This is a genomic window from Micromonospora echinaurantiaca (assembly GCF_900090235.1).
In the GTDB taxonomy this organism is placed as follows: Bacteria; Actinomycetota; Actinomycetes; order Mycobacteriales; family Micromonosporaceae; genus Micromonospora; species Micromonospora echinaurantiaca.
Window position 1 is genome coordinate 3,349,288 of the sequence record NZ_LT607750.1, and the last position, 22,407, is coordinate 3,371,694.

Genomic DNA, 22,407 nt, shown 5'->3' on the forward strand with positions numbered 1-22,407 from the left:
TTACCTCAGAACCTGCTTGCCCCCGTCGACCAGCTGCGTGCCGAGCTGGTCCAGGGTGATCTTGTTGGCGAAGTACTGCTGCAGGGCCGGGGTGGCGTACTTGGTCTTCCACTCCGGGTACCCGTCGGCCATCTGGAACGGCGCGACGGTCAGGTCGGCCGCGCTGTCCGCGGCGACGTCCCAGCCCTGCTTGCCGCCGGTCAGCTTGACCAGCTCCTCGTTGGCCTGCTTGCCGGTGGGCACCAGCCAGTCACCCTTGGCCAGCGCGGCCATGTTGGCCGGGTTGAGGAAGTAATCCAGGAACTGCGCGGCCTGCTTCTTGGCCTTCGAGTCCTCGGCGATGGACAGCGTCTGCGGGTTCGCGGCCTGCTTGCTGGACAGCCCCTTGACTGGTGGCAGGGTCACCCACTCGAAGCCGGCCGGCGCCTGCTCGACCATCTGCTGACGCAGCGACACCGAGCCGGGCAGCATCGCGTACTTGCCGCCGAAGAAGCCGGGCAGGGTGTCCGCGCCGCTCATCCCGAGCGCCTCCGGGGAGGCCGACTTGGTCGTGTAGATCATGTCGTGGATCCGCTTCGGGACCTCCTTCTCCGCGTCGCCGACCTTGACCTCGGTCTTGCCACCGTCGGTGTAGAAGAACTTCCCGTCGAAGTTGAGCGCCAGGTTCAGCACCCGGTTGGTCGGCGACTTCAGCGCCCACGCCACGCCGTACTGGCCGGGCTTGGTGAGCTTCTGCGCGTTGGCCTGGAACTCGTCCCAGCTCCAGCCGCCGTCGGCCGGCGGCACCGCGACGCCGGCGGCGTCGAGCAGCTTCTTGTTGGCGATGACGACCTGCGACTCCAGCAGGAACGGCACGCCGGTGACCTTGCCGTCGTAGGTGACGGTGTCCCAGACGCCCTGGTCGATCTGGCCCTTCAGGTCGTCGGAGATCAGGCCGGACAGGTCGGTCAGGTAGCCCTGCTTGCTGAACTCACCGATCGCCGACGCCTCGTAGTGCACGATGTCCGGCGCGTCGCCGCCCTCGAACGAGGTGACCAGCTGGTCGTGGACGGAGTTCCAGTCACCCTGGACGTACTCGACCTGGATGTCCGGGTGCTCGGCGTTCCACTTGGCGACCAGGTCCTTGTTGGCCTGCAGCGACTCCTTCTGCCAGGCCAGGCTGAGGAAGCGCAGCTTGACCGGGCCGGATGTGGTCTCGTCGTCGCCGCCGTCGCCGCACGCGGCGAGCGCGCCGACGCCGACGACCGCGACCGCGGCGGCCGCGGCGAGTCGACGGAATCTGCTACGGAGCATGGGGGAATACCTCCTCGGTGGTGGATGGGGGTGTGTCAGCCCTTGACCGCGCCGGCGAGCGACCCGGACGAGAGCCGGCGTTGCATGAACGCGAAGAAGATCAGGCTGGGCAGGGTGGCCAGCAGCGAACCGGCCGCCAGCGGACCCAGACGGGCGGTGCCCTCGATGCCGACGAACCGGGCCAGCGCCACCGGCAGGGTCGCCAGCTCGGGCGTCTTGACCAGCACCAGAGCGAAGAAGAACTCGTTCCAGGCCGAGATGAACGAGAACAGCGCGGTGGCCACCACGCCGGGGGCGAGCAGCGGGAAGACCACCCGGCGCAACACCTGCAGCCGGCTGGCCCCGTCCACGCTGGCCGCCTCCTCCAGCTCGCGCGGGATGTTGCGGACGAATCCCTGCAGCATCCAGAGCGCGAACGGCAGCGCCCACACCACGTAGATCAGCACCAGCCCGGCGTGCGTGTTGGCCAGCCCGACCTGCCGCAGCACCAGGAAGATCGGGATGATCAGCAGCACGAACGGGAAGAGCTGGGAGAGCAGCACCCAGCCCAGGGCCACGGTGCCGAGCTTGGAGCGGAACCGGGCCAGGGCGTACGAGGCGGGCAGCGCGACCAGCACGGTGAGCACCGACGAGGCCAGCGAGACCTGGAGGCTGTTCAGCGCCGCCCGACCCAGCTCCTGCTCGGTGAAGGCCTGCACGAAGTTCTGCACCGTCGGGTTGTTCGGGATCAGCGTCGGGTGCAGCTGCACCAGTTCCCGGGGCGGCTTGAACGCCGTCGAGACCAGCCAGACCAGCGGGAACCCGAGGAAGATCAGGTAACCGGCCAGCGCCAGGTACTGCAACGTCCGCCCGGTACGGCTCGACTTTCCGATCACGTCAGTTCGCCTCCCTCAGCCGGCGACGCAGGTAGACGGCGAGCAGCGCCACGATGATCACGACCATCACGTTGCCGAGCGCGGCGGCGTAGCCGTAGTTGCCGTAGCGGAACGCCTCCTCGTACGCGAAGAGCATCGGCAGCATCGTCTTGCCGCCCGGCCCGCCCGCGGTGAGCACGTAGACCAGCCCGAACGAGTTGAAGTTCCAGATGAAATCCAGCGAGGTGATCGCCACGATCACCGGGGTCAGCGCGGGCAGCGTGACGTGCCGGAACCGGTGCCAGGCGCTGGCCCCGTCCACCGCCGCCGCCTCGTGCAGCTCGCGGGCCACCCCCTGCAGGCCGGCCAGCAGCACCACGGTGGTCTGCGGCATGCCCGCCCAGACGCCGACCAGGATCACGGCGGGCAGCGCGGTGCTGAAGTCGCCGAGCCAGTTGGTGCGCAGGCCGTCCGCGCCGACCCGGTGGAAGAACTCGTTCAGCAGGCCGGCGTCCGGGTGGTAGACCAGCTTCCACAGGATGCCGACCACGACCGGGGGCATCGCCCACGGCACCACGGCCAGCACCCGGGCCACGCCCCGGAAGCGCAACTGCTGGTTCAGCAGCAGCGCCAGGCCGAGGGCGAGCAGGAACTGCAGCACGGTCACCCCGAACGCCCAGAGCAGACCGATCTTGAACGAGTTCCAGAACAGCTCGTCGCCGAGCAACTCGCGGTAGTTCGCCAGCCCGGTGAAGCTGACCTCGACGTTGCGCCCGGCCCGGGCGTCGGTGAAGCCCAGGTACATGCCGCGCAGCAGGGGGAAGACCGACAGCACCAGGATCGGCAGCAGCGACGGGAGCAGCAGCAGGTAGATCATGGTGCGGTCGGAGCGGGACCGGCCGCCCCGACCGGGCTTTCCGGCCCGGTCGACGTGCGGCCGCTCGGCCAACGTGGTCACCGGTTCACCTCCTCGTTCGCTACCGCGGCACTGGCTCGCTCACTGCCCGCCGGCACCGCCGCACCGGCGGCCCGTGGGCCCGGCACGGCGGCCCGGCTGGAGGCGCGGACCGCGAGGCTGGGCGGCACCTGCTCGCGGCGGGGCGGCAGCGCCGGGTCGGCGATCCGGGAGAGCAGCAGTTCGGCGGCCCGGCGACCGCGTTCGGCCGAGCCGAGCGAGACGCTGGACAGCTGCGGAAACATCATCTGGGCCAGCTCCGTGTCGTCCATGCCGACCACTGCCACGTCCTCGGGCACCCGGTGCCCGGCGGCCAGCAGCGCGTGCAGCGCGCCGACCGCGATCAGGTCGTTGGCGCAGATCAGCGCGTCCGGGCGGGCCCGGGCGAGCAGCCGCTCGGCGGCGGCGCGGCCGGCCGCGTACTGGAAGTCGCCGACCTCGACCAGGCGCTCGTCGAGGTCGATGCCGTGCTCGGTCAGGGCGGCCCGGAAGCCCGCGTCGCGGGCGGCGCCCGGGACGGTGTCCAGCGGGCCGTTGACGAAGCCGATCCGGCGGCGGCCGGTGGCGACCAGGTGCTCCACCGCCAGCGCGACGCCCCGCCGCGAGTCGGTACGCACGTTGTCCACCGGCGCGTCGGCGCCGAGCTGGCCGATCACCACCACCGGCACCGGGCTGTCCACCAGGGCCGCGAGATGGTCGTCGGTGACCCGGATCGGCGAGAGGATCATGCCGTCGACGTAGCGGTTGGCCAGCCGCCGCAGCAGCGCGGTCTCGTTGTCGATCCGCCCGCCGGTGGCGTGCACCAGCAGTTGCCGCCCGGACGCGGCGACCACCGCCTCGATGGCCCGCATCATCGCCACGTACACCGGGTTGCCGATGTCCTCGACGGCGAGCGCCAGCAGGCCGGTGCGCTGGGACTGCAGGGAGCGGGCGATGGCGTTGGGCACGTAGCCGACCTCGGCGGCCGCGGCGCGCACCTTGCGGATGGTCTCCGGGCTGCCGCCAATGCCGTTGAGTACCCGCGAGGCGGAGGCGATGGAGACGCCGGCGCGGGCGGCGACCGTGTGGACGGTGGGCCGGCCGTCGGTCGACTCCTGTAAACGTTTACGACCCACGCCCGGCACCTCCACCTGATTGCTGTAAACGTTTCCGGGAGTCTGCGCCGCCCTACGTGCCAAGGTCAAGGGCTCGTTACGAAAACGTTTCCAACGCGGTCGCCGGTCTCAGTGCGGGTGCCGGTCACCGGGACGGATGCCGCGCCGGTGCCAACCCGGGTCAGCGAGTGCTCGGACGGCCGGTGCCGGATCGGCGCCTGGACTCAGGAGCCCCGCTTGCGCTCCTGGGCGAGCCGCTCGTCGAGCCGGCCCAACTCGTAGATGGCGTTCAAATTGGTGGGCAGCCGGGTCACGTTGTCGTCGACCGACCCGGGCTCAGGCTCCGGTCCACCGGTCGGCGCGGCCGGCGCGGCGGCCGCGGCGGGGGCGACCCGGGGTCGACCGCGACGCAGCAGCAGCACCACCGGCACCGCCAGGGCACCGATCGCCATGCCGAGCACCATCCACTGGAGCCGGTCGCCGTCGGCCGGCGCAGCGGGGCCCGCCAACGGCGCCGGATCGTCGACCGTGGCGCTGCCCCCGGCCGGCCCGGGCAGCACGCCCTCCCGGCCACCCGGCCCATGGCCGGCCCGCCCGGGCACCGGCACGCCCGGCACCCCGGGCGCCGGGGCGGAGGCCGACGACGACGGGACGGCCGGCGCGGGCGTCGGCACCGAGGGGGCGGAGCCGCCCGGGGCGGGCGAGCCGCTCGGCGGCGGTGTGGTGCCGCCGTCACCGCCGCCCAGCAGGCCGTCGACGACGTCACCGACGCCGCCGAGCAGCCCACCGACCAACCCGCCGGAACTCGACGACGAGGGTGCGGGCGTCGGCGCGGGGGCCAGGGCGAGGGTCAGGGCGAGCGCGGCGACGGCGGGCATGGTTCACCTCGGAAGGGGTCGATATGTGAGCACCGTACCGCACTCCGCGTGTCCGTCGAGTGACGCCCCACAGCCGCCCGCCGGCGTGCGCGGTCACGGGGGACGCCGCCGGGCGGCGTCCCCCGTGGCGGGCGGAGCGATCAGACCGGCAGGCCGCCGACCTGGGTGTTGATCCAGGACCGGATGGACGGCAGGTCGCCGTAGATCGAGGGGCCGGTGGCGCAGACCGAGTTGTTGTTGCCGGACCGGCTGGTGGCGCCGATCAGGTTCCACACCCCGTTGATCCGGCGCACCTGCGGGCCGCCCGAGTCGCCGTAGCAGGCGCCGGAGTTGCCGTTGGTGTTGTTCGTGCAGATCTCGTACGGGCCGTTGATGCCGATGCAACGGCTGTCCGACACGATCGAGGTGTCCAGCTCGTTCGCCACCGTCGGGGCGCCGCCGCAGCCGCGGGTCGGGCAGGTCTGGCCCCAGCCGATGATCCGGGTCGCCGTGCCGACCGCCCCCGAGGTGGTCGGGATGGGTGCCGGCGCGTAGCTGACCGAGCTGGCCAGTTGCAGCAGCTTGACGTCGATCGTCGGGTGGTTGACCGCCCGGGTCACCCGGACCACCGTCCCGCCGCTGGAGCGGTTGACGCTGCCCACCCGCACCGAGGAGGGCGTCGAGCAGTGCCGGGCGGTGACCGCCCAGTTGGCCTTGATCAGGGTGCCGGTGCAGCCGGAGACGTAGACCATCCACGGGTAGTTCTCGGTGGCCGGCCGGCCGCCGACTACCAGCGGCGCCACGTCACCCTCGGCGTCCGCGCCGTCGGTCCAGGTGTACGTCCCGGCGACGGTGGCCGTCGACGCGGCCAGGCCGCCGGCGAAGAGCTGGTTGACCCGGCTGGCCTCGGCAGAGCTGGGGTAGGCGTTGCGGCAGGAGACCGGGGCGCTGCTGCCGGACATCAGGTCGGAGCAGAGGCCGGTACGCCGGTCCGGCAGGCCGAGGATGTGGCCCAGCTCGTGGCTGGCGATGCGGGTGCGGTCGTAGCCCTGGTTGACCGCCGTCCAGCCCATCCAGATCCGGCCCGAGCCCAGGCCGGTGACCTGCGCCCGGGGCCAGCCGCTGTCCACGTAGATGGTGACGTTGCCGGGCGTACGGGGCACCAGCTGGACGTTGCTGACCCGGCTGTTCCAGATCTGCGCGGCCTGGTCGAAGTTGGTGCGGAACTCACCGGCCCGGCTCGCGTCGTAGTAGACGGTGCGGGCCGCGGCGGACGCGGTCGTGCCGCTGGCCACCTGGACCCCGGCCGCGGCCAGCACGGCCGTCAGCAGGGCGCCCGCGGCGCGCAGCAGTTGTCGTCGGAACATCACGCACTCCCCTGTGTTCACGGCGGCAGGACCGCCGAACATCGATGTACGTGAATGTTAGATGGACTGCCGTCGATGTCCGCCATAGCGGAACCGTCATACCGAGCGGCGTGCGACCCCCGGCCCGGGCGGCCCGGCCGACCCGGTCAGGGCAGCGGATCGGGCAGCATCGCCAGGGTCGCCGGCAGCTGCGAGTGCAGCGGCGCGGGCAGCGCGTCTCGGGTGAACCAGCCCAGCCGGTCGAACTTGTGCGGCTCGCCGATCGCCACCGTCGCCGGGTCGACCCGGACCGCGAAGACCACCGCCACCCAGTGCGACGGCGGGTCGGCCCGCAGCACGTTACGCACCCCGAGCAGGCTGACCGCCAACGGTGTCGTCGAATACTCCTCGGCGACCTCCCGGCCGACCGCCGCCTCGAACGTCTCGCCGAACTCCAGCGCGCCCGCGCCGGTGTCCCAGGTGCCCGGCTCGTCGCGCGCCCCGGACGCGCGCCGGGCCAGCAGCAGCCGGCCCGCGCCGTCGTAACAGACGAACACGCAGGAGACCTGCGGCGTACGCCCGGTCATCGTCGTCCTCCCGTCCGAGGTCACGGTGCGGCGGCGACCAGCGCCTCCGCCGCGGTCGTCCGGGCGTAGAGCACGAACCGGCCGGCGCGGTGGGCACCCACCAGACCCGCCGCGCGCAGCGCACCGAGGTGTGCCGACACCGTACCCGGGGTCAACCCGCACCGGTCGGCCAGTTCCGTGGTCGAGGTCGGCACCGCCAACTCGTGCAGCAGCGCGGCCCGGGTCCGGCCGAGCACCCGGGCCAGCCCGCGACCGTGCGGACCCGCGTCCCGCTCCCAGAGCGTGGCGACCGCGCGGGCCGGGTAGCGCAGCACCGGCTGGCCCGGCGAACCGAAGTTGGACCAGACCCGGGGACCGCAGAAGACCGACGGCACCAGCAGCAGCCCCCGCCCGTCGAGCCGCACCGCGCCGGAGACCACCAGGTGGTCGACGTGCAGGGTGTCGCCCTCCAGCCGGACGTACGGGTCGAGGTGGTTGAGCAGGCCGGCCACCCCGTCGCCGGCCATCCGCCGCGCGCCGAGCAGCACCTCCCGCTCCAGCAGCGTGCGCATCCGCGGCCAGTACGGCCCGATCGCCGCGTCCGCGTACGCCCGCACCACCTCGGCCAGCCGGGCCAGCCCGGCGGGCGGGTCGTCGGACAGCTCCGCCAGCCGCGCCGATCGCGGCCCGGCGCCCAGCTCGGCCCGGACGGCCTCGGCCGGGGTGGCGGCGAGGGTGGCCAGCTCCACGTCGAGCGTCGGCTGGGAGATCGACGGGGGCGGGCAGAGGAAGCTCGGCACCACCCCGGACAGCACCGGCACCAGGTCGGCGAGGAGCCGCCAGTCCACCCCGGCCAGTCGCGGCCGGGCCCGCTCGGCCCACGGCAGGTGCTCCGGGAACCGGTGCGGTTGCCGGATGACCCGGACGCTGGCCACCACCTCCCACAGCGGCGACACCGCGAACCGGGTGGTCGCCAGGTCACGCGCGCCCAACCCGACCAGCATCATCGGCGCCTCCGTCGGCAGGGCGGAGCCGGCGGCCCCGTGGATTTGGCGAGGACCAAATCTATCGCCCCGCGGCGCGAGCCGCCGGCACGGTGGTCGGCATGCTCACCGCTCCTCCCGTACCGCCCGCCGGCCAGCACCGGACCGGCCGCTGGCCCCGCCCGTTCCGGCTGCTCTACGCCGCCGCGCTCGTCCACGACCTCGGCTTCCACGTCGGCCAGTTGGCCGTACCCGTGCTCGCCGTCTCGCTGCTGGCGGCCACCCCCGGCCAGGTTGGGCTGCTCGGCGCCCTGAGCACCGCCGCGTTCCTGCTGATCGGCCTGCCGGCCGGCGTCTGGGTCGACCGGTTGCCCCGGCGCACCGTGCTGGTCAGCGCGGACCTGGCCCGGGCCGCGCTGGTGGGTTCCGTGCCGCTGGCCTGGTGGGCCGGCTGGCTGAGCATCGAACAGCTCTACCTGGTGGTGCTGCTGACCGGCGTCGGCACGGTCTTCGCCGACGTCGCCGCGCAGAGCTACCTGCCGGAGCTGGTCGGCCGGGAGCGCCTGGTCGCGGCGAACTCGCTGCTGATGGGCACCAGCGCGACCCTGCAGATCGCCGGCCGAGGGCTCGGCGGGCTGGCCGTGCAGGCGCTCACCGCCCCGGTCGCGATCGTGGTGGACGCGGTCGCCTTCGCGCTCTCCGCGGTGATCCTGCGACGGATCCCGGCTGGCCCGCCCCGCGCACCCTCCCGGCAGCCGGCCGGCGGCTTCGGCCGGCAGCTCGGCGCGGGCGTCCGGCACGTGCTCGGCAACCCGCTGCTGCGCCCGCTCGCCGTCTCGACCGCGGGCATCAACCTGACCATGCAGCTGACCACCACGATGCTCCCGGTGGTGTTCCTCCGCGAGCTGGGCCTGGGTGCCGCCGCCCTCGGCCTGTTCCTCGGCGCGGGCGGGGTCGGCGCGCTGCTCGGTGCGCTCACCGCCCGACCGCTGGCCGAGCGGATCGGCCACGGCCGCGCGCTGTGGCTGCCCGGCCTGCTCGTCGCCCCGCTCGGCGGGCTGGTCCCGCTGATCGACGGCGGGGCGATGCTGTGGCTGGCCGGCGTCGGGTGGCTGGCCCTGGCCTGGCGGACCGGGGTGGGCAACGTCATCGGGGTGAGCCTGCGCCAGGGCAGCACCCCGGACCGGCTGCTCGGGCGGATGAACGCGACCTTCCGCTTCCTGCTCACCGGGGCGCTCACCGTCGGCGCGGTCGTCGCCGGCCTGCTCGGCCAGTACGCCGACGTGCGCACCTCGCTGATCGTCGGCGCCGTCGCCAACGGCCTGACCTGGCTGCCGGTCTACTGCTCGCCGCTGCGCACGCTGCGCCGGCCGCCGGAGTCCGACCCGAACGCCTGACCCCGGCACCTGTTACCCCGGCGTTACGCCACGGCGAAGTCGCTGTGGCGGACCCGACCGACGGTGGACGCCGAGGCCACCGGCGACGAGGCCGACGAGGTGGCCCGAACGGGAACGACCCGAGGGGGAAGACGATGAGGATCAGGAGCGCGCTCACGGCGCTGGTGGTCGTGCTTGCCGGCCTGGTCGCCGGCGCGGGCACCGGCACCGCGGCGACCACCACCACCGCGGCGGCGACCGGGTCGCCGTACTGCGGGATCACCTGGGGCAGCGGGGCGAAGTCGGCCGGCACGCTGAGCACCGCCCCGCTGGTCGAGGTACGCACCGGCCGGCACGACTGCTACGACCGGGTGGTGTTCGAGTTCGACGGTGCGGTGACCGGCTACACGGTCACCTACGGCGAGACCTGGACCGAGGGCGAGGGGCTGCCGCTGTCGCCGTACACCGCCGGGGACGAGCTGCTGCGGGTCTCCCTGCAGGCCCCGGCGTACGACGACGAGCACCTGGCCACCGTGCCGTACCGGGTCGGCGAGCACGCGGCGAACGTGCTGCGCTACCGGACCCTGCGGGACGTGGTCTTCGGGGGCAGCTTCGAGGGCTACACCACATTCGCCGTCGGCGTGCGGGCCCGGCTGCCGTTCCGGGTGTTCGTGCTCAGCGGCCCCGGCACGCACAGCCGGATCGTGCTCGACGTCGCCCACCAGTGGCAGCAGTGAGCGAGCCGCACGGTGGAGGGCCCGGCGCCGCCCGGGCCCTCCACACCGTCCGTTGTGGCAGGTCGGCGCCGCCTCACGGCGGGACTAGTCTCGGATGATGGAGGGCCACGTGCTGGTGGTCGAGGACGACGCCTCCATCCGGGAGGTCACCGCCCTGGGGCTGCGCCGTGCCGGTTTCCGGGTCAGCACCGCCGTCGACGGCCGGGAGGCACTCGCGGCGTGGCGGGCCCGGCCGGTCGACCTGATCGTGCTCGACGTCATGCTCCCCGGCCTGGACGGCTTCGAGGTGTGCCGGGAGATCCGGCGCACCAGCCAGGTGCCCGTCCTGATGCTGACCGCCCGCACCGACACCATCGACGTGGTGGTCGGCCTGGAGTCCGGCGCCGACGACTACCTGCGCAAGCCGTTCGACCTGCCGGAGCTGGTGGCCCGGGTCCGCTCGGTGCTGCGCCGGGCCACCGCGCCGGCCGCGCCCGAGGTGTTCACCGTCGGCGGGCTGGAGATCGACCCGGCCAGCTTCGTCGCCCGCAAGGACGGCCGGGACCTGCCGCTGACCGCCACCGAGTTCCGGCTACTGCTGGAGCTGGCCCGCCGACCCGGGCAGGTCTTCACCCGGGAGCTGCTGCTGGAGCGGGTGTGGAACCACAGCTACCTCGGCGACAGCCGACTGGTCGACGTGGCGGTGCAGCGGCTGCGGGCCAAGGTCGAGGACGACCCGGCCCACCCCCGGCTGGTCCGCACCGTGCGCGGCGCCGGCTACAAGCTGTCCACGGCGTGAGGGAGGAGGCAGCGATGGCTCGCGACGCCGTCGCACCGGGCCGCCTGCGGCGCCGCCTGATGATCGCGTTCGTACTGGTCGCCGGGGTCTCCGCCGGCGTGCTCGCGAGCGGCTCCTACCTGCTGCTGCGGCAGGCCCGCCTCGACGGGTCGCTGCACCAGGCCGCCGCCGACGCCCGCTACCAACTGGTGCTCGCCGGGCAGTTCCTGCCGCTGACCGACCAGCGCCGCGCCGACCTGCTGACCAGCTTCGAGAGCAGCGGCCGGCACGTGGTGCTGGTGACCGGCGAGGCGCAGCCGTCCAACCCGGCGTACGCGCCGACGCTCGGCGGGCAGCTGCGGGCCACCGTCGCGGCCGGCCAACTCGGCTACGAACGCTCCGCGCCCGACGCCCGCCCCCGGCTGCTGGTGGTCGGCGGCCGGATCCCCGGCTCCACCGCCGAGCTGTACGTGGTCACCGTCGAGGACGCGGTCGTCGCCGACCTCGACCAGCTCCGCACCGCGCTGCTGGCCGGCTGGGTGCTGGTGGTGCTGCTCGCCGCCGGGGTGGGGCACGGCCTGGCCCGCCGCACCCTGGAACCGGTGGGCCGGGCCAGCCGCGCCGCCCGAGCGATCACCGAGGGGCTGCTCGCCACCCGGCTGCCGGTACGCGGCCGCGACGAGTTCAGCGCCTGGGCCGCCTCGTTCAACGAGATGGCCGAGGCGCTGGAGTCGAAGATCGAGGCGCTGTCCCGCGCCCAGGCCCGGGAGCGGCGGTTCACCGCCGACGTCGCGCACGAACTGCGTACCCCGGTCACCGCCCTGGTGGCCGCGGCCTCGCTGCTGCGCGACCACCTGGACCAGCTCCCGGGCGACGCCCGGCGCGCGGCCGAACTGCTGGTCACCGACGTGGTCCGGCTGCGCCGGCTGGTGGAGGACCTGATGGAGATCTCCCGGCTGGACGCCGGCCAGGAGCCGGTCGCCATCCGGCCGGTCGACCCACCCGCCCTGCTCGACGCCATCGTCGCCGCCCGCGGCTGGCGGGACCGGGTCACCGTCGACGCCGAACCGGTCGAGCTGCGCACCGACCCGCGACGGCTGGAACGGGTGCTGGCCAACCTGATCGCCAACGCGGTCGAGCACGGCGACGGCGACATCCGCGCCGCCGTCCGGCCGGCCGGGCCGATGGTCGTCTTCGAGGTCACCGACCGGGGGCCGGGCATCCCCGCCGAGCATCTGCCCCGGCTCTTCGACCGCTTCTACAAGGTCGACCCGGCCCGCTCCGGCCGGGGCAGCGGCCTCGGCCTGGCCATCGCCCGGGAGAACGCCCGCCTGCTCGGCGGGCGGCTGTCCGTACACAGTGAACCCGGCCGCGGCACCCGGTTCCGGCTGGAACTGCCCGCCACCGACCCGGCGCCGCCCCGCGACCCCGCCGACGCCGGCACCCGGCCGGCACCGCAGCCCGGGGGTGCCCGATGACCCGCCCCCCGACCCGGCACCCGGCCGGCCGCGCCCCGCTGGCCCGCAGCGGCGCCGCGCTGGCGGTCGTCCTGCTCCTGGCCGCCGGCTGCGCCGACCCGCGCGGCGGCTCGCTCGGCCCGGCGCCCACCGCGGCGTCGCCAGTCGCCACCGCGCCCACCGGCCCGACACCGCCACCCACCCCGGCGGGCACCGGCCCGCCGCCGGCCCCGCCGGCGACCAGCACCGCACCCCCGAGCACCGGCGCCACTCCCCGCCCGCAGAACCTGACCATCGAGCTGTGGTACGTCCGCGACGGGCGGATCACCCCGACCCGCCGCACCCGGCCAGCCACCCCGGCCACCTCCCGGCTGGCGCTGACCGAACTCGCCGCCGGGCCGACCACGGCGGAGGCCGCCACCGGCATGACCACCCTGCTGCCGGCCGGCGTCGAGGTCACCCGGATCGCCGACGGCGTCGCCACCCTCCCGCCGCTGCCGGCCGCGTCGGCAACCTCCCGACGACTGCGCGAGGCCCAGGTCGTCTACACCCTCACCCAGTTCCCCACCGTGCGGCGGGTCCGGTTCGGCACCGGCGACCCGGTCAACCGCGCCGACTACGCCGACCTGCTCCCACCGATCGTGGTGACCAGCCCCGTCGTCGGCCAGCGGGTCACCTCCCCGGTCACCGTCACCGGCACCGCCGACGTGTTCGAGGCGACCGTCAACGTCCGGATCCTCGACGCCGCCGGCCGGGAACTCGCCACCACCTTCACCACCGCCACCTGCGGCACCGGCTGCCGCGGTGACTACCGGGTCGGCGTCCGCTACCGGCTGACCCGGGAACAACGCGGCACCGTGGAGGTGTACGAGGTCTCCCCCGCCGACGGAAGCCGCACCAAGCTGGTCGCCGTGCCGGTGACGCTCGCCGCCACCGGCCGCTGACAGCAGGGACGCGGAGTCCGGGTGGTGCCCCACGGTTGACCATGGAAAGGCGTCGTGTCGGGCTGGATTCAAACCGGCGAACCCAGGATCTGGCGGCGGTGAGCGCATGTCGGCCGCGGTCACCCGGTCTACTGGCGTTCATACCGATCGGGCGCGGCTGATTTACTTCGTCGCTGCACTGCTTGCGCTGGCCGCGCCGTCTGTCTTATCCATCCGACGAAGCGGCGGTGCAGCGCGCCGGCCGGCGTCCAGGGCATGTCCTCGGCGGCTTGAACGAGGTAGGAACCGAGGTAGAGGGCCAGCGACACCGGGGCGCCGGCGTACTCCGCCCGTAGCTCCCGCTTGCGGGTCGGGCAGGGCCAGGGCAGGTCGCAGCCGCCACAGTTCCAGATCGGCATGACCGGGCCATGTGTGGTCACCCGACACCGCCCAGAAACCGGGTGGTGGTCGTCCGGGCCTGCCAGCTGGTCGCCCAGTCGACCTGCCAGTACGGGTACGGCACCAGTTGCGACCACCACGCCCGACAGCCGACGCACATGCCGTCGAGTCCGCGGACGTGCACCGCGAGGACCATGCGCTCCTGCCCGGCGCTCACCGCTCACCCTCCTGCGGCCAGTGGCCACGATTGATCGGAAGACGATGCCGCCGACGGCAGGGAAGGTCGGCTCCGCACCGGCAGACACGCCGCCACTTCCGCCAGGACCACACCGGACGATGCCGCCGCGCGAGGGTCAGCGCGGTGGCCGAGAGGTATTCGTCGTACGAGACGCGCCAGCCACCGGGTGTGAGCCGGCCAGGAGGCTCGTTCGCGAATCCGCTCATCGCAAACTCCCGGGCCCGGACCCGGCGCGTAGCTGCTTCGCATGGTCGAGAAGCCGTTGCCGCGCCACTGCCTGCTCGGCGTCCTGATGTCGCTGCCCGATTCCCCGCGGTGGCGGCTCGGGCTGCCGCCGCAGCCACCGCGACAGCGCTCGGACCAGGCCTCGGAGCAGCCGGTGCCGACGGAGCTCGGGCGGCCCGAGTGGCAAATTCTCGGCATCGAAGAGCATGCGGAGACCATCGCGCCGGCCGGGGCCTGGCGGCCATGTCGGCTGGTCATGTCACGGTGACATGGGCGGGCTCGACCTGCCCGGACCCCGCCCCTAGGCTCCAGGCTGAGCACCATGGGTAATCACGTGACGACGCCGGGAGCCGCTGTGCTGCTCGATCATCTTCGGATCCCCGACGACCTCTGGTCGCACGAGAACATGCGCACCGCACTCGGTACCCGCGACATCGGTGCTGTGTTCCGGCTGCTCGCCCGGCACACCGGCGCGAGCCAGACCCGCATCGGGGCAGCTGTCGGGCTGGAGCAGGGCTACATCAGTCGAATCATCGCCGGCCGGAAGGTCACCTCCATCGACGTGCTGGAGCGCATCGCCGACGGGTGCGGCATGCCTGACGAGGCCCGGATGACCCTAGGCCTAGCACCGCGCCGACAGGCATATCGCCCAGTCATGGCCAGCCGTCCGCCTGGCGGGCAGAGTGACGTGCCGGCCAACCGGTCCTGGCATGATGACGTCCGAGCCGCCGCGCAGCTATGGAAAGGCGACGTGAACCGTCGAGACATGCTTCGTCAGGCCGCGTTCGGCTCGGCCGGGTACACGCTGCCGGCCCTACGCTGGTTCACCGCCGCCACTCCGCAACCCGTAGCACAGGAGGGACGCCGGACGGTCGGTCAACCCGACATTGACACGATCCGCGAGGTGACCGCCACCTACCGGCGGCTTGACAACCAGTACGGCGGCGGCCACGCCCGCGACAACGTCGTCCGATATCTCCACCACGAGGTCACTCCGCTGGTGACCGAGGGCCGCTACGAGCCGGCGACCGGCAGCAGGCTATTGGCAGCCGTCGCCGAGCTGACGCAGCTCGCCGGCTGGCAGGCGTACGACATGGCCGAACATGGCCGCGCCCAGCGCTACCTCACTCACGCTCTCGATCTGGCCCGAGCTGCCGACGATGCCGGCCTGGGTGCCGAAATCCTCGCGGCGATGAGCCACCAAGTCACCTACCTGGGCCACACCGCCGCCGGCGTCGACCTCGCCCGCGCCGCCCGACAGACGGCACAGCGCGCCGGACTCACCGTGCTGACCGCCGAGGCACTGGTCATGGAAGCCCACGCCCACGCCGCCGCTCGCGACGAACGCGCCTGCGCCACCGCACTGCACCGGGCAGAACAAGCCCTCGACAGGGCCGACCGCAGCAGCGACCCACAGTGGCTCGGCTACTTCGATGAGGCGTACCTGTCAGCCAAGTTCGGCCACTGCTTCCACGCCCTCGGCCAACACCAACAGGCCGAGCGGTTTGCTGTCCGCTCCCTGCGCATGGACGAACGATACGTACGCGGCAAAGCGTTCAACCTCGCCCTTCTCGCCACGATCCACGCTCGCCGCGGCGAGGCCGATCGGGCCAGCGCCATCGGCGCGCAGGCCCTCACCCTGACCACACAGCTACGGTCAGCCCGAGCCGTCCGCTACCTACGCGATTTGCAAACACACCTCACCGCACACCGCCACCGACCCGCAGTACGACACTTCATCACGCGCGTTGACGCGGCCCTCGGTCGACGCCGCTGACTACAGCTCGCCCCGGGCCTTGCGTGCGACCAGTTCCAACACCGCGATCACCGTGCCGGCGCCCACGATCTCTCCCCTGGAGACCAGACGTCGCGCCTCCTCCAGCGGGATCCAGGCCACCCGCTCGGCCTCGTTGACATCCACCGGAGCACCGATGTACTCCGCTTTCCGGGCAAGGAACAACAGATTCTCCGCGTCCGCGGTCGCCACCCACGGCTGGAACGACAGCAACGGCACGACTGCACCCGGACGCCAACCGGTCTCCTCCTCAACCTCCCGGACCGCACACTTCGCCGGCTGCTCCTCGCCATCGACGTAGCCGCCCGGCAGCTCCCACACCCACCGATCGAACACGAACCGGTGCCGTCGCATCAGCAACAGGCGCTCCTGATCGTCAAGCACGGCCACCATGGCCGACCGGGGCGCCCGGATCACGTACTGCTCGAAGCGGACCCCGTCCGGCAGTTCCACATCGGCGATGCTCAACCGGGCCCGCCGGCTGCCGTCCACCACCCGCTCACGATGGATCGTCCACCGCGTCGACTCAGTAACCTGCTCCTCCGCCACCGGGCCAGTATCGGACCAACGCCGAGGCAGTGCCACGCCTCATCACGACCTTTCAAACCGAAGCGGCACTGAACCCCCCGCCCGGGATGCGTATACAGCGTGCCTGCCACTGCACCTGCTACCGACCTACGACGGGACTCGACGGTCTGTGAGGCGCGCGGCCAACGGCAGATCCGTGCACGCGAGCGTGGACTCTACGAGGCGACCCTGAACTAAGGATCAGCGCTCAAGCGATGTTTCCCCTTCAGCTACCGTCGCCAGATGCCCGGTGCCCGCACCGCCGTGACCGCCCTTGTCGCCCTCACGGTCGTTGACGTCTTCCACACCATCGTCGTCCTCGCAGCGTACGAGCACCGGATCGGCGTAGTGACCCACGACGGGTCCGGCACGGTGGACATGCTCGACACCGTCGTGCCGCTTCGCGAGCTGTCCGCAGCGATGTCTTGTCTGCTGTTTCTCACGCTGCTTACCGCATGGGCCGGCGTCGCCAACTGGGTCATCCTGGCCCGGCGCACCGGACCACCGGTCGCACCCACAGAGCCAGTGGCGTGGTGGTGGATGAGCGCCATCGTCGCCGTACCCCTCAACCTGATCGCAGCCGTGCAGTACCTGTACGCCACCGCGAACGGGGCCGAGTACATGCGCACTGTCCTGGCCGAGACCACCCTGCTACTGGTCGCCGCATCCGTGGCACTCGTGACCACCACGATCGCCGTTATCCAGGTCGTCCGGCACACCGCAGCAAACCAGCAGCGCACCGCCGGTGCCCGAGCCACAACGGCTTAGTCGTCCACGTGACGCACGGTCGGCGGCAAATCAGTATCCTGATCGAGGGACCACGGTCGAAAGGCTGTCCATTAGCCTAGGTTAGGCCGGGAATCGGACTTGGGAGAAGCTTGGCGATTCTTAGAAGGGCCTCGACGCTCTCTTGAAGGTTGTCGTCGGACAGAGTGTTGTGTGGGTTCTCTGGGTGATGAATCATGTTACGGACGGCACTGGGCAGGGTCGTCATCTGGTGAGTCACCGTGCCGTCCTGATTCATCCGCGAGTAGGGCGTCGATCGGTGAAGTCCGTGGTTTACGATAGTACCGGGTCCGAAGTAACCTCTCGCACCGCGGTAAGGCCGCGTACACCGACTTCAGGCTCATAGAACGAAGCATCGTTGGCCTCCACGACACCCTGCGCCGGTTACTTGCCAGCCAACTACCTCTGACTGACGCGGCGCGGCAGAGATTCGCGAGCGACGATCGAATGCTGGGGCCGATTTATGCGCAATTCCGAGAGCCGAAGTGATAGACCCGGCAGCCGATCACTAGGTTGGTAATCGCTCAGGCTCGGTGTAAAGACATCCCTGTACAGCCTTCTCGTCGGCCTCCGTGATAGGGACTGCTTTCGGAGGCCGTGTCGTCGAGTGCACCGACGAGGCGCGCAGACTAAGGGATGTCTCGTAACTCGGATTCCGACGGATCCCTGGGTCAACCACTGAGAAGATCCGTCCAGGCGCTCGTGCCACGCCAAGGGTCCCCAAGTAGTCTCAGTACTCTGAGCCGATGACCGCTTCGCCGCGTGGCTCCCGTCCTGAACCCTTGGCGGGGCTGGACTCGGTCGACTGGGCGAAGTTTCGACCGCGCAATCGCAGAGACGCCGAACGCGACGCGTGCGAGATTCCCGACCTGATCCGCGGCCTGGCAAGGGCGGAAGGCCGGGCGGTACACGAGTGGGGCGAGGCACTGAAGGGCGCCCTGATCCACGGCCACTCGGGTCTGTACTTCCGCACCGTCGAACCGGCCGCCCCGTTCCTGATCGAACTATGCCGCTCCGAACGGCCCGAGGTAGCCGCCGAAGCGCTCAGCATCCTGCTGAGCTGTATCGGCGACGGCCCATTCCACCCCGAGCCCCTGCGCCCCGATGACACGGAGCTGTCCGAGGTCGAAACCCGCACCTGGGCGATCATCCACGCCGGCCGGGCGGCCTACTACCCCTGGCTGCGTTCATCACATTGGGGCGCCAGGATCGGTGCGTTGGAACTCCTGGGCGTCCTCGAGCCCAAGGCACCAGAGTTCCAGCGAGAGCTCGCGCGGTTGGAAGCATCCGACGGAAACGTTGGAATTCAGCAGGCGATCCGAGAGATCCGGCTCGACCTCTAGCGGTGCCGCTATGAGAGGTTTCGCAACCCTGCGCCCGTCTGATGAGGACGATCGTCGAGGATGCCTGGGTGCAGGTGATGTCCACAGCGCGCTCCGAGTGGATCTTTCCGTTCACAGGACTGCAGCCGGCCCAGTTCCGCAGGCTGGTCCGCCTGGTCGCCGAGCGTGGCGGGGACACGATCGCCGACGGCCGGCCGGGGCGGCAGTGGCCCTCGACCTACCGGATCGGGTGCTGCTTGTAGCCGCGTACTGGCGAACCAACCTGACCATGCGTCAGATCGGCCCACTGTTCGGGGTCTCGCACTCGGCCGCGCACCGGGTCATCGACACCCTCGGACCACTGCTGGCCATGGCGCCTGTGCGCCGGCGCCCGGTCGACCAGATCGCCATCGTCGACGGCACGCTCATCCCCACCCGAGACCACCGCCTCGCGGCGCCGAGCAAGAACTACCGCTACTCGACCAACCTGCAGGTCGCTATCGACGCGAACACCCGCCTGGTCATCGCCGTCAGCGACCCGCAGCCCGGCAACCGCAACGACACGATCGTCTACCGCACCAGCGGGATCGACCAGAAGCTGGCAGGACGGCCGATCATGGCCGACGGCGGCTACCGTGGCAACCCCGAGGTGATCATCCCGTACCGCAAGAACCGCGACGGCGGTCCGCTTCCGGACTGGAAGGAGGACCTGAATGCCCAGCACCGCACCGTCCGCGCTCAGGTCGAACACGCCCTGGCCAGGATGAAGTGCTGGAAGATCCTGCGCGACTACCGGCGAGCCGCCAACACACTGGCCGACACCGCTTCCGGCATCGCTCACCTGCACAACATTACCCTTGCTCGCTGAGCACCAACCCGGTCACAGGCAACGCCTTCACGGAGTTGCGAGACGTCCCTTAAACACACGGTCGAGCAGCCGGGCACATCTGTAGGTGACAGCGGCGTGATCGCGGGCAGATGTCCCGTAAATAAGGCCACGGGACACGGTCGGCGCACTCAACTCGGCATGTCCGGGCACCGATCAGCGCAGCCCCTCGTGGCGCGCGCATCGCGGCAGTTGAGGATGACCTGGCTGGGGAGGTGTGGCAATCAGTCGTAACCGTCTTCTCGTGATCGGCGGAAGTAGGAAACCGTCGTTACGGCTAGCAGCACCGCGCCTATAAAGAAATAGCTGTTGACCCCAATGCCGGCCCAGAGCTCAGCCGTGGAGATGTCTTGCGCCCCCACAAAGCCGCCTCGGCGGATGCCTGTAGCCATCAGCAGGTTTTCGACCATCCCGGGAACCCCTCGGACGACGAGTAGCGTGCTGCCAAACCACAGTGGCGTGAGCAGTATCCATCGAGGGACGCGTCGTCCCCATGGCCGGACGGTGGCTACAACGACAGCTGCCCCGACGGCCGACATGAGGATGAGAGTGATGTTGAAGATCACGTATGCCCTTAGGCCCCAAGGTCCGTCGCCGGTCGGATCGTCACCGGGGAGGAACACCGCTACCACGTGGGACGCGACGAAGAAGATCAGCCACGCGAACGTGCCGTACGCCCAACGAGGGCTGCCCTGAACTCTCACACCATCAACATCGTCGACTCGGGCGCCATGACGCCTCCCACCCTGAGGGGACTCATCTCCCTCACTGGAGGGAGGCTCGAATTCTCGGGCACACGCAACTTCCGCATGACCGCGACGAGCGGCATGCGCCCGAACTGATGGCTAGTGCCTCGCGGGCGGCGGAGTCGGATTGCGGTTGGGCGTCGACCACGGTGGACATACTCAATTCGGCAGATCCGCGCACACTCAGCGGCAAAGCCGTGCACGCGATCTCATTAAGTGCCGGGTCGGTGGGCGAGCGGCCGGTGGCACCGTTATGTGGTCAGCGGTCCTCGATGTTGAGAGCCGCGATCAGCTCGGCAGCCGGGGTGCTGCGTGGCCGGTCGCTAACCTGGCCGTCGCCGATCTCGACGATTCGCCACCGACCATCGTCACGCAGTGCGAAATCCGCCGTCACGAACGGCAGGTCCAAGGCCCGCACCGAAGCTTCCACGGCCGTCAGGTCGAACTCCGCGGCTGGCTGGTGCTCCGGGGTATCCGGGTGCGCGGTGACCAGGCGGCAGGAACCCTCGACCCACCAGGTCCGCACCTCCGCCCCGACGAACGACTCGAACCGGCGCAGCACAAAGCCGCCGGCGTAGTCGTCACCACGCAACTGCCGAAACCGGCTGGCCACCCGCCATGCCGCGTCGCGATCAGCCACGTCCGGGATGAATGACGCCTTATGCCAATAATGCTTCATCGACTTGCTGTAGTCACGAAGCACCGCCGGGCCGGCGCCGAGGGCCGTGCACGCTTGGAGGAAGTCGCGGCGATCGTCGCCGGAAGTCCACACCGACTCGGGAGTGTGGCCCTCAATCGCGGAGTACCAACCAGGAAGCTCATGTGCCCGCCGGTACTGCTCGGGGCTGGTCCGCAGACTCACACCGCGACCCGCGACGGCACGCACCAATGCTGCGTACTGCTCACTCCGCAGCATCCACCCCCGATAAACCGCATCCGCACCCTCGGGGACCCTGCCGACCGCCGTCCCGTCCGCCTGCCCGCGAACAAAGGCGTCGTGATCGATCACCGCGACACCGATCCCGGCCTGCCGGGCCGCTTCGGCCTCGTCGGCGAAGTGCTCGTCCGGGCGGCGGGGACGCAACACATCGGCGGGCACCAACAACATCATGCAACAACGATCAGCTAAACAGCCGACCAACGCATCCGAGTATCCACCCGGGCTTGCTCAGCCGTTGGCGCCCGGCATCACTGCCTACCCACGGTAACGGTGCGCCGGCGGCAACCCCACCTCACCGCGGCATGAGCGTGCACATGGCTTGGGCGCCGCCAGGCGGCTTGACAGCGCCCCTGGCGCTTACGTCGCGGTTGGTCGATGCCGACAGTGTGGCCAGCGCCTAACGTACGGTTCATGACCGAAGACGGTTGGGCACCGGACCCCGAGTACGCGAAGCACCCGGACCATGATCTTCACGATGTTCCGCTAGTGGTGTTGGAGGCCGCGCGCACGTACATGCGGCAGGTGGCGAGTCTGGGAGACGTCGCCGAGGACGATGTTAAACCCTTGGCCGACGCGGTGATCGCAGCCGCCACGCCGGTGGTCCGGCAATGGCTGCGAAGTCATTACGCACAGTGAGGCGGCGCGCCTCGCGGCAGATCAGCGCACCGGCGGCGACAAACGATCTGGCTCTTGGTCAATTGAGCGATTTACGCATCTGTTGTGTCACGACGCGATAGCCGGAAGTCTCATACAGCCGGATCGCCCGGACGTTGTCGCGGAAGACGTTGAGCTCCAGGCGACCCACGCCACGGGAGCGCACCGCGTCCTCGGCAGCAGCCAGGAGCGCACGTCCGTAGCCGGCTCCGCGGTACGCCTCATCGATCTCGATGTCGTAGATGAACGCGCAGTCGGGCGCACCGCGCGGGTGCGTCAAGCCCAGCCACGACACGCCAACATAGGTGCCGTCGGGAAGCACGGCCCTCAAGAACAGCATTCCGGCAGTCGCAAAGCCATCCGGCAACAGGACGTCGTTTGCCTTGGTGGCCAACTCGAGGGCCTCGTCCGCGGACCAATTACCGGCTGCTACCTGCTCATCAGCGAATGATCGGATGGTACCGTCGCGCCACTCCTCGAACTCGTTCCTCGTCATGTCCCGTACGATCAACTCAGGCACGGCGTGATGGTCCCACACCGATCGGTGGACGGCTGCCCCCGTTGTCCGCGAGCCTCACGTCGGCCGCATGTGCTCATGACGGCGCACGGCGCTAGGCGCTACTAGCGCGCGGACAGCGGCCAGATCCGGAA

24 protein-coding genes and 1 pseudogene are annotated in these 22,407 nt (G+C 71.0%); 11 read left to right on the forward strand and 14 right to left on the reverse strand.

Features of this window, described 5'->3' with window-relative positions; genetic code table 11:
• The 8 genes from GA0070609_RS15130 to GA0070609_RS15165 form a co-directional block, all read right to left on the reverse strand.
• Positions 1 to 1,293: an ABC transporter substrate-binding protein gene (locus GA0070609_RS15130; RefSeq protein ID WP_088994411.1), complete on the reverse strand. Its 1,293-nt coding sequence runs from the start codon at positions 1,291 to 1,293 to the stop codon at positions 1 to 3.
• Between the two features lie 35 nt (positions 1,294 to 1,328).
• A complete protein-coding gene (locus GA0070609_RS15135; protein WP_197700297.1) occupies positions 1,329 to 2,168 on the reverse strand; it encodes a carbohydrate ABC transporter permease in 840 nt (279 codons plus the stop codon).
• A 1-nt stretch (position 2,169) separates the two neighbouring features.
• The gene (locus tag GA0070609_RS15140) at positions 2,170 to 3,105 is read right to left on the reverse strand and encodes a carbohydrate ABC transporter permease (RefSeq protein WP_231928783.1); all 936 of its coding nucleotides are present in this window, start codon (positions 3,103 to 3,105) and stop codon (positions 2,170 to 2,172) included.
• Positions 3,102 to 4,217, reverse strand: coding sequence for a LacI family DNA-binding transcriptional regulator (locus GA0070609_RS15145; protein ID WP_088997747.1), 1,116 nt, complete (start codon positions 4,215 to 4,217; stop codon positions 3,102 to 3,104). Before GA0070609_RS15145 ends, GA0070609_RS15140 begins: the two co-directional genes overlap by 4 nt.
• A gap of 203 nt (positions 4,218 to 4,420) precedes the next feature.
• Entirely contained in the window at positions 4,421 to 5,074 is a 654-nt protein-coding gene (locus GA0070609_RS15150) for a hypothetical protein (protein WP_088994412.1), read from the reverse strand.
• Positions 5,075 to 5,214: 140 nt separating this feature from the next.
• Positions 5,215 to 6,462, reverse strand: a complete 1,248-nt coding sequence (locus GA0070609_RS15155; RefSeq protein WP_408630648.1) for a snapalysin family zinc-dependent metalloprotease — start codon at positions 6,460 to 6,462, stop codon at positions 5,215 to 5,217.
• A 104-nt stretch (positions 6,463 to 6,566) separates the two neighbouring features.
• Positions 6,567 to 6,986: an NUDIX domain-containing protein gene (locus GA0070609_RS15160; RefSeq protein WP_088994414.1), complete on the reverse strand. Its 420-nt coding sequence runs from the start codon at positions 6,984 to 6,986 to the stop codon at positions 6,567 to 6,569.
• Positions 6,987 to 7,006: 20 nt separating this feature from the next.
• The gene (locus tag GA0070609_RS15165; protein ID WP_088994415.1) at positions 7,007 to 7,972 is read right to left on the reverse strand and encodes an ArsR/SmtB family transcription factor; all 966 of its coding nucleotides are present in this window, start codon (positions 7,970 to 7,972) and stop codon (positions 7,007 to 7,009) included.
• 98 nt (positions 7,973 to 8,070) lie between these two features.
• Here GA0070609_RS15165 and GA0070609_RS15170 point away from each other — a divergent pair, with 98 nt between their 5' ends.
• The 5 genes from GA0070609_RS15170 (at position 8,071) to GA0070609_RS15190 (ending at position 13,219) form a co-directional block, all read left to right on the forward strand.
• Positions 8,071 to 9,345 (forward strand): MFS transporter, encoded by a 1,275-nt coding sequence (locus tag GA0070609_RS15170; protein ID WP_088994416.1) that lies wholly within the window; start codon positions 8,071 to 8,073, stop codon positions 9,343 to 9,345.
• Between the two features lie 134 nt (positions 9,346 to 9,479).
• Positions 9,480 to 10,061 carry an AMIN-like domain-containing (lipo)protein gene (locus GA0070609_RS15175; RefSeq protein ID WP_088994417.1) on the forward strand — a complete coding sequence of 194 codons (582 nt, stop codon included), beginning with the start codon at positions 9,480 to 9,482 and terminating at the stop codon, positions 10,059 to 10,061.
• Between the two features lie 97 nt (positions 10,062 to 10,158).
• Positions 10,159 to 10,839, forward strand: a complete 681-nt coding sequence (locus GA0070609_RS15180; protein ID WP_088997748.1) for a response regulator transcription factor — start codon at positions 10,159 to 10,161, stop codon at positions 10,837 to 10,839.
• A 14-nt stretch (positions 10,840 to 10,853) separates the two neighbouring features.
• Positions 10,854 to 12,296: a sensor histidine kinase gene (locus GA0070609_RS15185; protein ID WP_088994418.1), complete on the forward strand. Its 1,443-nt coding sequence runs from the start codon at positions 10,854 to 10,856 to the stop codon at positions 12,294 to 12,296.
• A complete protein-coding gene (locus GA0070609_RS15190; protein ID WP_088994419.1) occupies positions 12,293 to 13,219 on the forward strand; it encodes a Gmad2 immunoglobulin-like domain-containing protein in 927 nt (308 codons plus the stop codon). The genes GA0070609_RS15185 and GA0070609_RS15190 overlap by 4 nt, the downstream gene beginning before the upstream one ends.
• Positions 13,220 to 13,347: 128 nt before the next feature.
• On the opposite strand, the gene GA0070609_RS15195 is transcribed toward GA0070609_RS15190, so the two are convergent.
• A complete protein-coding gene (locus tag GA0070609_RS15195; RefSeq protein WP_088994420.1) occupies positions 13,348 to 13,638 on the reverse strand; it encodes a hypothetical protein in 291 nt (96 codons plus the stop codon).
• Positions 13,635 to 13,814, reverse strand: coding sequence for a hypothetical protein (locus tag GA0070609_RS15200; protein ID WP_088994421.1), 180 nt, complete (start codon positions 13,812 to 13,814; stop codon positions 13,635 to 13,637). The genes GA0070609_RS15195 and GA0070609_RS15200 overlap by 4 nt, the downstream gene beginning before the upstream one ends.
• Positions 13,815 to 14,082: 268 nt before the next feature.
• Here GA0070609_RS15200 and GA0070609_RS15210 point away from each other — a divergent pair, with 268 nt between their 5' ends.
• Both GA0070609_RS15210 and GA0070609_RS15215 read left to right on the forward strand, forming a co-directional pair.
• A complete protein-coding gene (locus GA0070609_RS15210; protein WP_088994423.1) occupies positions 14,083 to 14,328 on the forward strand; it encodes a hypothetical protein in 246 nt (81 codons plus the stop codon).
• A gap of 87 nt (positions 14,329 to 14,415) precedes the next feature.
• Positions 14,416 to 15,837 (forward strand): helix-turn-helix domain-containing protein, encoded by a 1,422-nt coding sequence (locus GA0070609_RS15215; RefSeq protein WP_088994424.1) that lies wholly within the window; start codon positions 14,416 to 14,418, stop codon positions 15,835 to 15,837.
• Here GA0070609_RS15215 and GA0070609_RS15220 read toward each other — a convergent pair whose 3' ends face one another.
• Entirely contained in the window at positions 15,838 to 16,404 is a 567-nt protein-coding gene (locus GA0070609_RS15220; protein WP_088994425.1) for an NUDIX hydrolase, read from the reverse strand.
• Positions 16,405 to 16,665: 261 nt separating this feature from the next.
• Here GA0070609_RS15220 and GA0070609_RS15225 point away from each other — a divergent pair, with 261 nt between their 5' ends.
• From GA0070609_RS15225 to GA0070609_RS15235, 3 genes and pseudogenes are all read left to right on the forward strand, one after another.
• Positions 16,666 to 17,190 carry a hypothetical protein gene (locus GA0070609_RS15225; protein ID WP_197700298.1) on the forward strand — a complete coding sequence of 175 codons (525 nt, stop codon included), beginning with the start codon at positions 16,666 to 16,668 and terminating at the stop codon, positions 17,188 to 17,190.
• A 764-nt stretch (positions 17,191 to 17,954) separates the two neighbouring features.
• A complete protein-coding gene (locus tag GA0070609_RS15230) occupies positions 17,955 to 18,551 on the forward strand; it encodes a hypothetical protein (protein ID WP_157748177.1) in 597 nt (198 codons plus the stop codon).
• Positions 18,552 to 18,619: 68 nt separating this feature from the next.
• Positions 18,620 to 19,398 (forward strand): annotated as a pseudogene (locus GA0070609_RS15235) (transposase family protein).
• Positions 19,399 to 19,640: 242 nt separating this feature from the next.
• On the opposite strand, the gene GA0070609_RS34340 reads toward GA0070609_RS15235, so the two are convergent.
• On the reverse strand, positions 19,641 to 19,826 hold the full coding sequence (locus tag GA0070609_RS34340; RefSeq protein ID WP_231928785.1) for a hypothetical protein: 186 nt from the start codon (positions 19,824 to 19,826) through the stop codon (positions 19,641 to 19,643).
• 595 nt (positions 19,827 to 20,421) lie between these two features.
• Complete coding sequence (locus GA0070609_RS15245; protein WP_088994428.1) at positions 20,422 to 21,273, reverse strand: ATP-grasp domain-containing protein; 852 nt, start codon at positions 21,271 to 21,273, stop codon at positions 20,422 to 20,424.
• A 240-nt stretch (positions 21,274 to 21,513) separates the two neighbouring features.
• On the opposite strand from GA0070609_RS15245, the gene GA0070609_RS33220 reads away from it, so the two are divergent.
• Positions 21,514 to 21,738, forward strand: coding sequence for a hypothetical protein (locus GA0070609_RS33220; RefSeq protein WP_157748178.1), 225 nt, complete (start codon positions 21,514 to 21,516; stop codon positions 21,736 to 21,738).
• A gap of 58 nt (positions 21,739 to 21,796) precedes the next feature.
• Here the strand turns inward: GA0070609_RS33220 and GA0070609_RS15250 are convergent, their stop codons facing one another.
• Positions 21,797 to 22,276, reverse strand: a complete 480-nt coding sequence (locus GA0070609_RS15250; RefSeq protein WP_088997749.1) for a GNAT family N-acetyltransferase — start codon at positions 22,274 to 22,276, stop codon at positions 21,797 to 21,799.
• Positions 22,277 to 22,407: the final 131 nt, after the last annotated feature.

Excerpts from the sequence above, each read along its gene's own strand:
- GA0070609_RS34340 (WP_231928785.1), bottom strand. The coding sequence starts at position 19,826 with ATGGTCGAAAACCTGCTGATGGCTACAGGCATCCGCCGAGGCGGCTTT.
- GA0070609_RS15160 (WP_088994414.1), bottom strand. The coding sequence starts at position 6,986 with ATGACCGGGCGTACGCCGCAGGTCTCCTGCGTGTTCGTCTGTTACGAC.
- GA0070609_RS15185 (WP_088994418.1), top strand. The coding sequence starts at position 10,854 with ATGGCTCGCGACGCCGTCGCACCGGGCCGCCTGCGGCGCCGCCTGATG.
- GA0070609_RS15230 (WP_157748177.1), top strand. The coding sequence starts at position 17,955 with ATGACCGCTTCGCCGCGTGGCTCCCGTCCTGAACCCTTGGCGGGGCTG.
- GA0070609_RS15175 (WP_088994417.1), top strand. The coding sequence starts at position 9,480 with ATGAGGATCAGGAGCGCGCTCACGGCGCTGGTGGTCGTGCTTGCCGGC.
- GA0070609_RS15165 (WP_088994415.1), bottom strand. The coding sequence starts at position 7,972 with ATGATGCTGGTCGGGTTGGGCGCGCGTGACCTGGCGACCACCCGGTTC.
- GA0070609_RS15130 (WP_088994411.1), bottom strand. The coding sequence starts at position 1,293 with ATGCTCCGTAGCAGATTCCGTCGACTCGCCGCGGCCGCCGCGGTCGCG.
- GA0070609_RS15225 (WP_197700298.1), top strand. The coding sequence starts at position 16,666 with ATGCCCGGTGCCCGCACCGCCGTGACCGCCCTTGTCGCCCTCACGGTC.
- GA0070609_RS15170 (WP_088994416.1), top strand. The coding sequence starts at position 8,071 with ATGCTCACCGCTCCTCCCGTACCGCCCGCCGGCCAGCACCGGACCGGC.
- GA0070609_RS15190 (WP_088994419.1), top strand. The coding sequence starts at position 12,293 with ATGACCCGCCCCCCGACCCGGCACCCGGCCGGCCGCGCCCCGCTGGCC.
- GA0070609_RS15150 (WP_088994412.1), bottom strand. The coding sequence starts at position 5,074 with ATGCCCGCCGTCGCCGCGCTCGCCCTGACCCTCGCCCTGGCCCCCGCG.
- GA0070609_RS15155 (WP_408630648.1), bottom strand. The coding sequence starts at position 6,462 with ATGTTCGGCGGTCCTGCCGCCGTGAACACAGGGGAGTGCGTGATGTTC.
- GA0070609_RS15210 (WP_088994423.1), top strand. The coding sequence starts at position 14,083 with ATGGTCGAGAAGCCGTTGCCGCGCCACTGCCTGCTCGGCGTCCTGATG.
- GA0070609_RS15245 (WP_088994428.1), bottom strand. The coding sequence starts at position 21,273 with ATGATGTTGTTGGTGCCCGCCGATGTGTTGCGTCCCCGCCGCCCGGAC.
- GA0070609_RS33220 (WP_157748178.1), top strand. The coding sequence starts at position 21,514 with ATGACCGAAGACGGTTGGGCACCGGACCCCGAGTACGCGAAGCACCCG.
- GA0070609_RS15180 (WP_088997748.1), top strand. The coding sequence starts at position 10,159 with ATGGAGGGCCACGTGCTGGTGGTCGAGGACGACGCCTCCATCCGGGAG.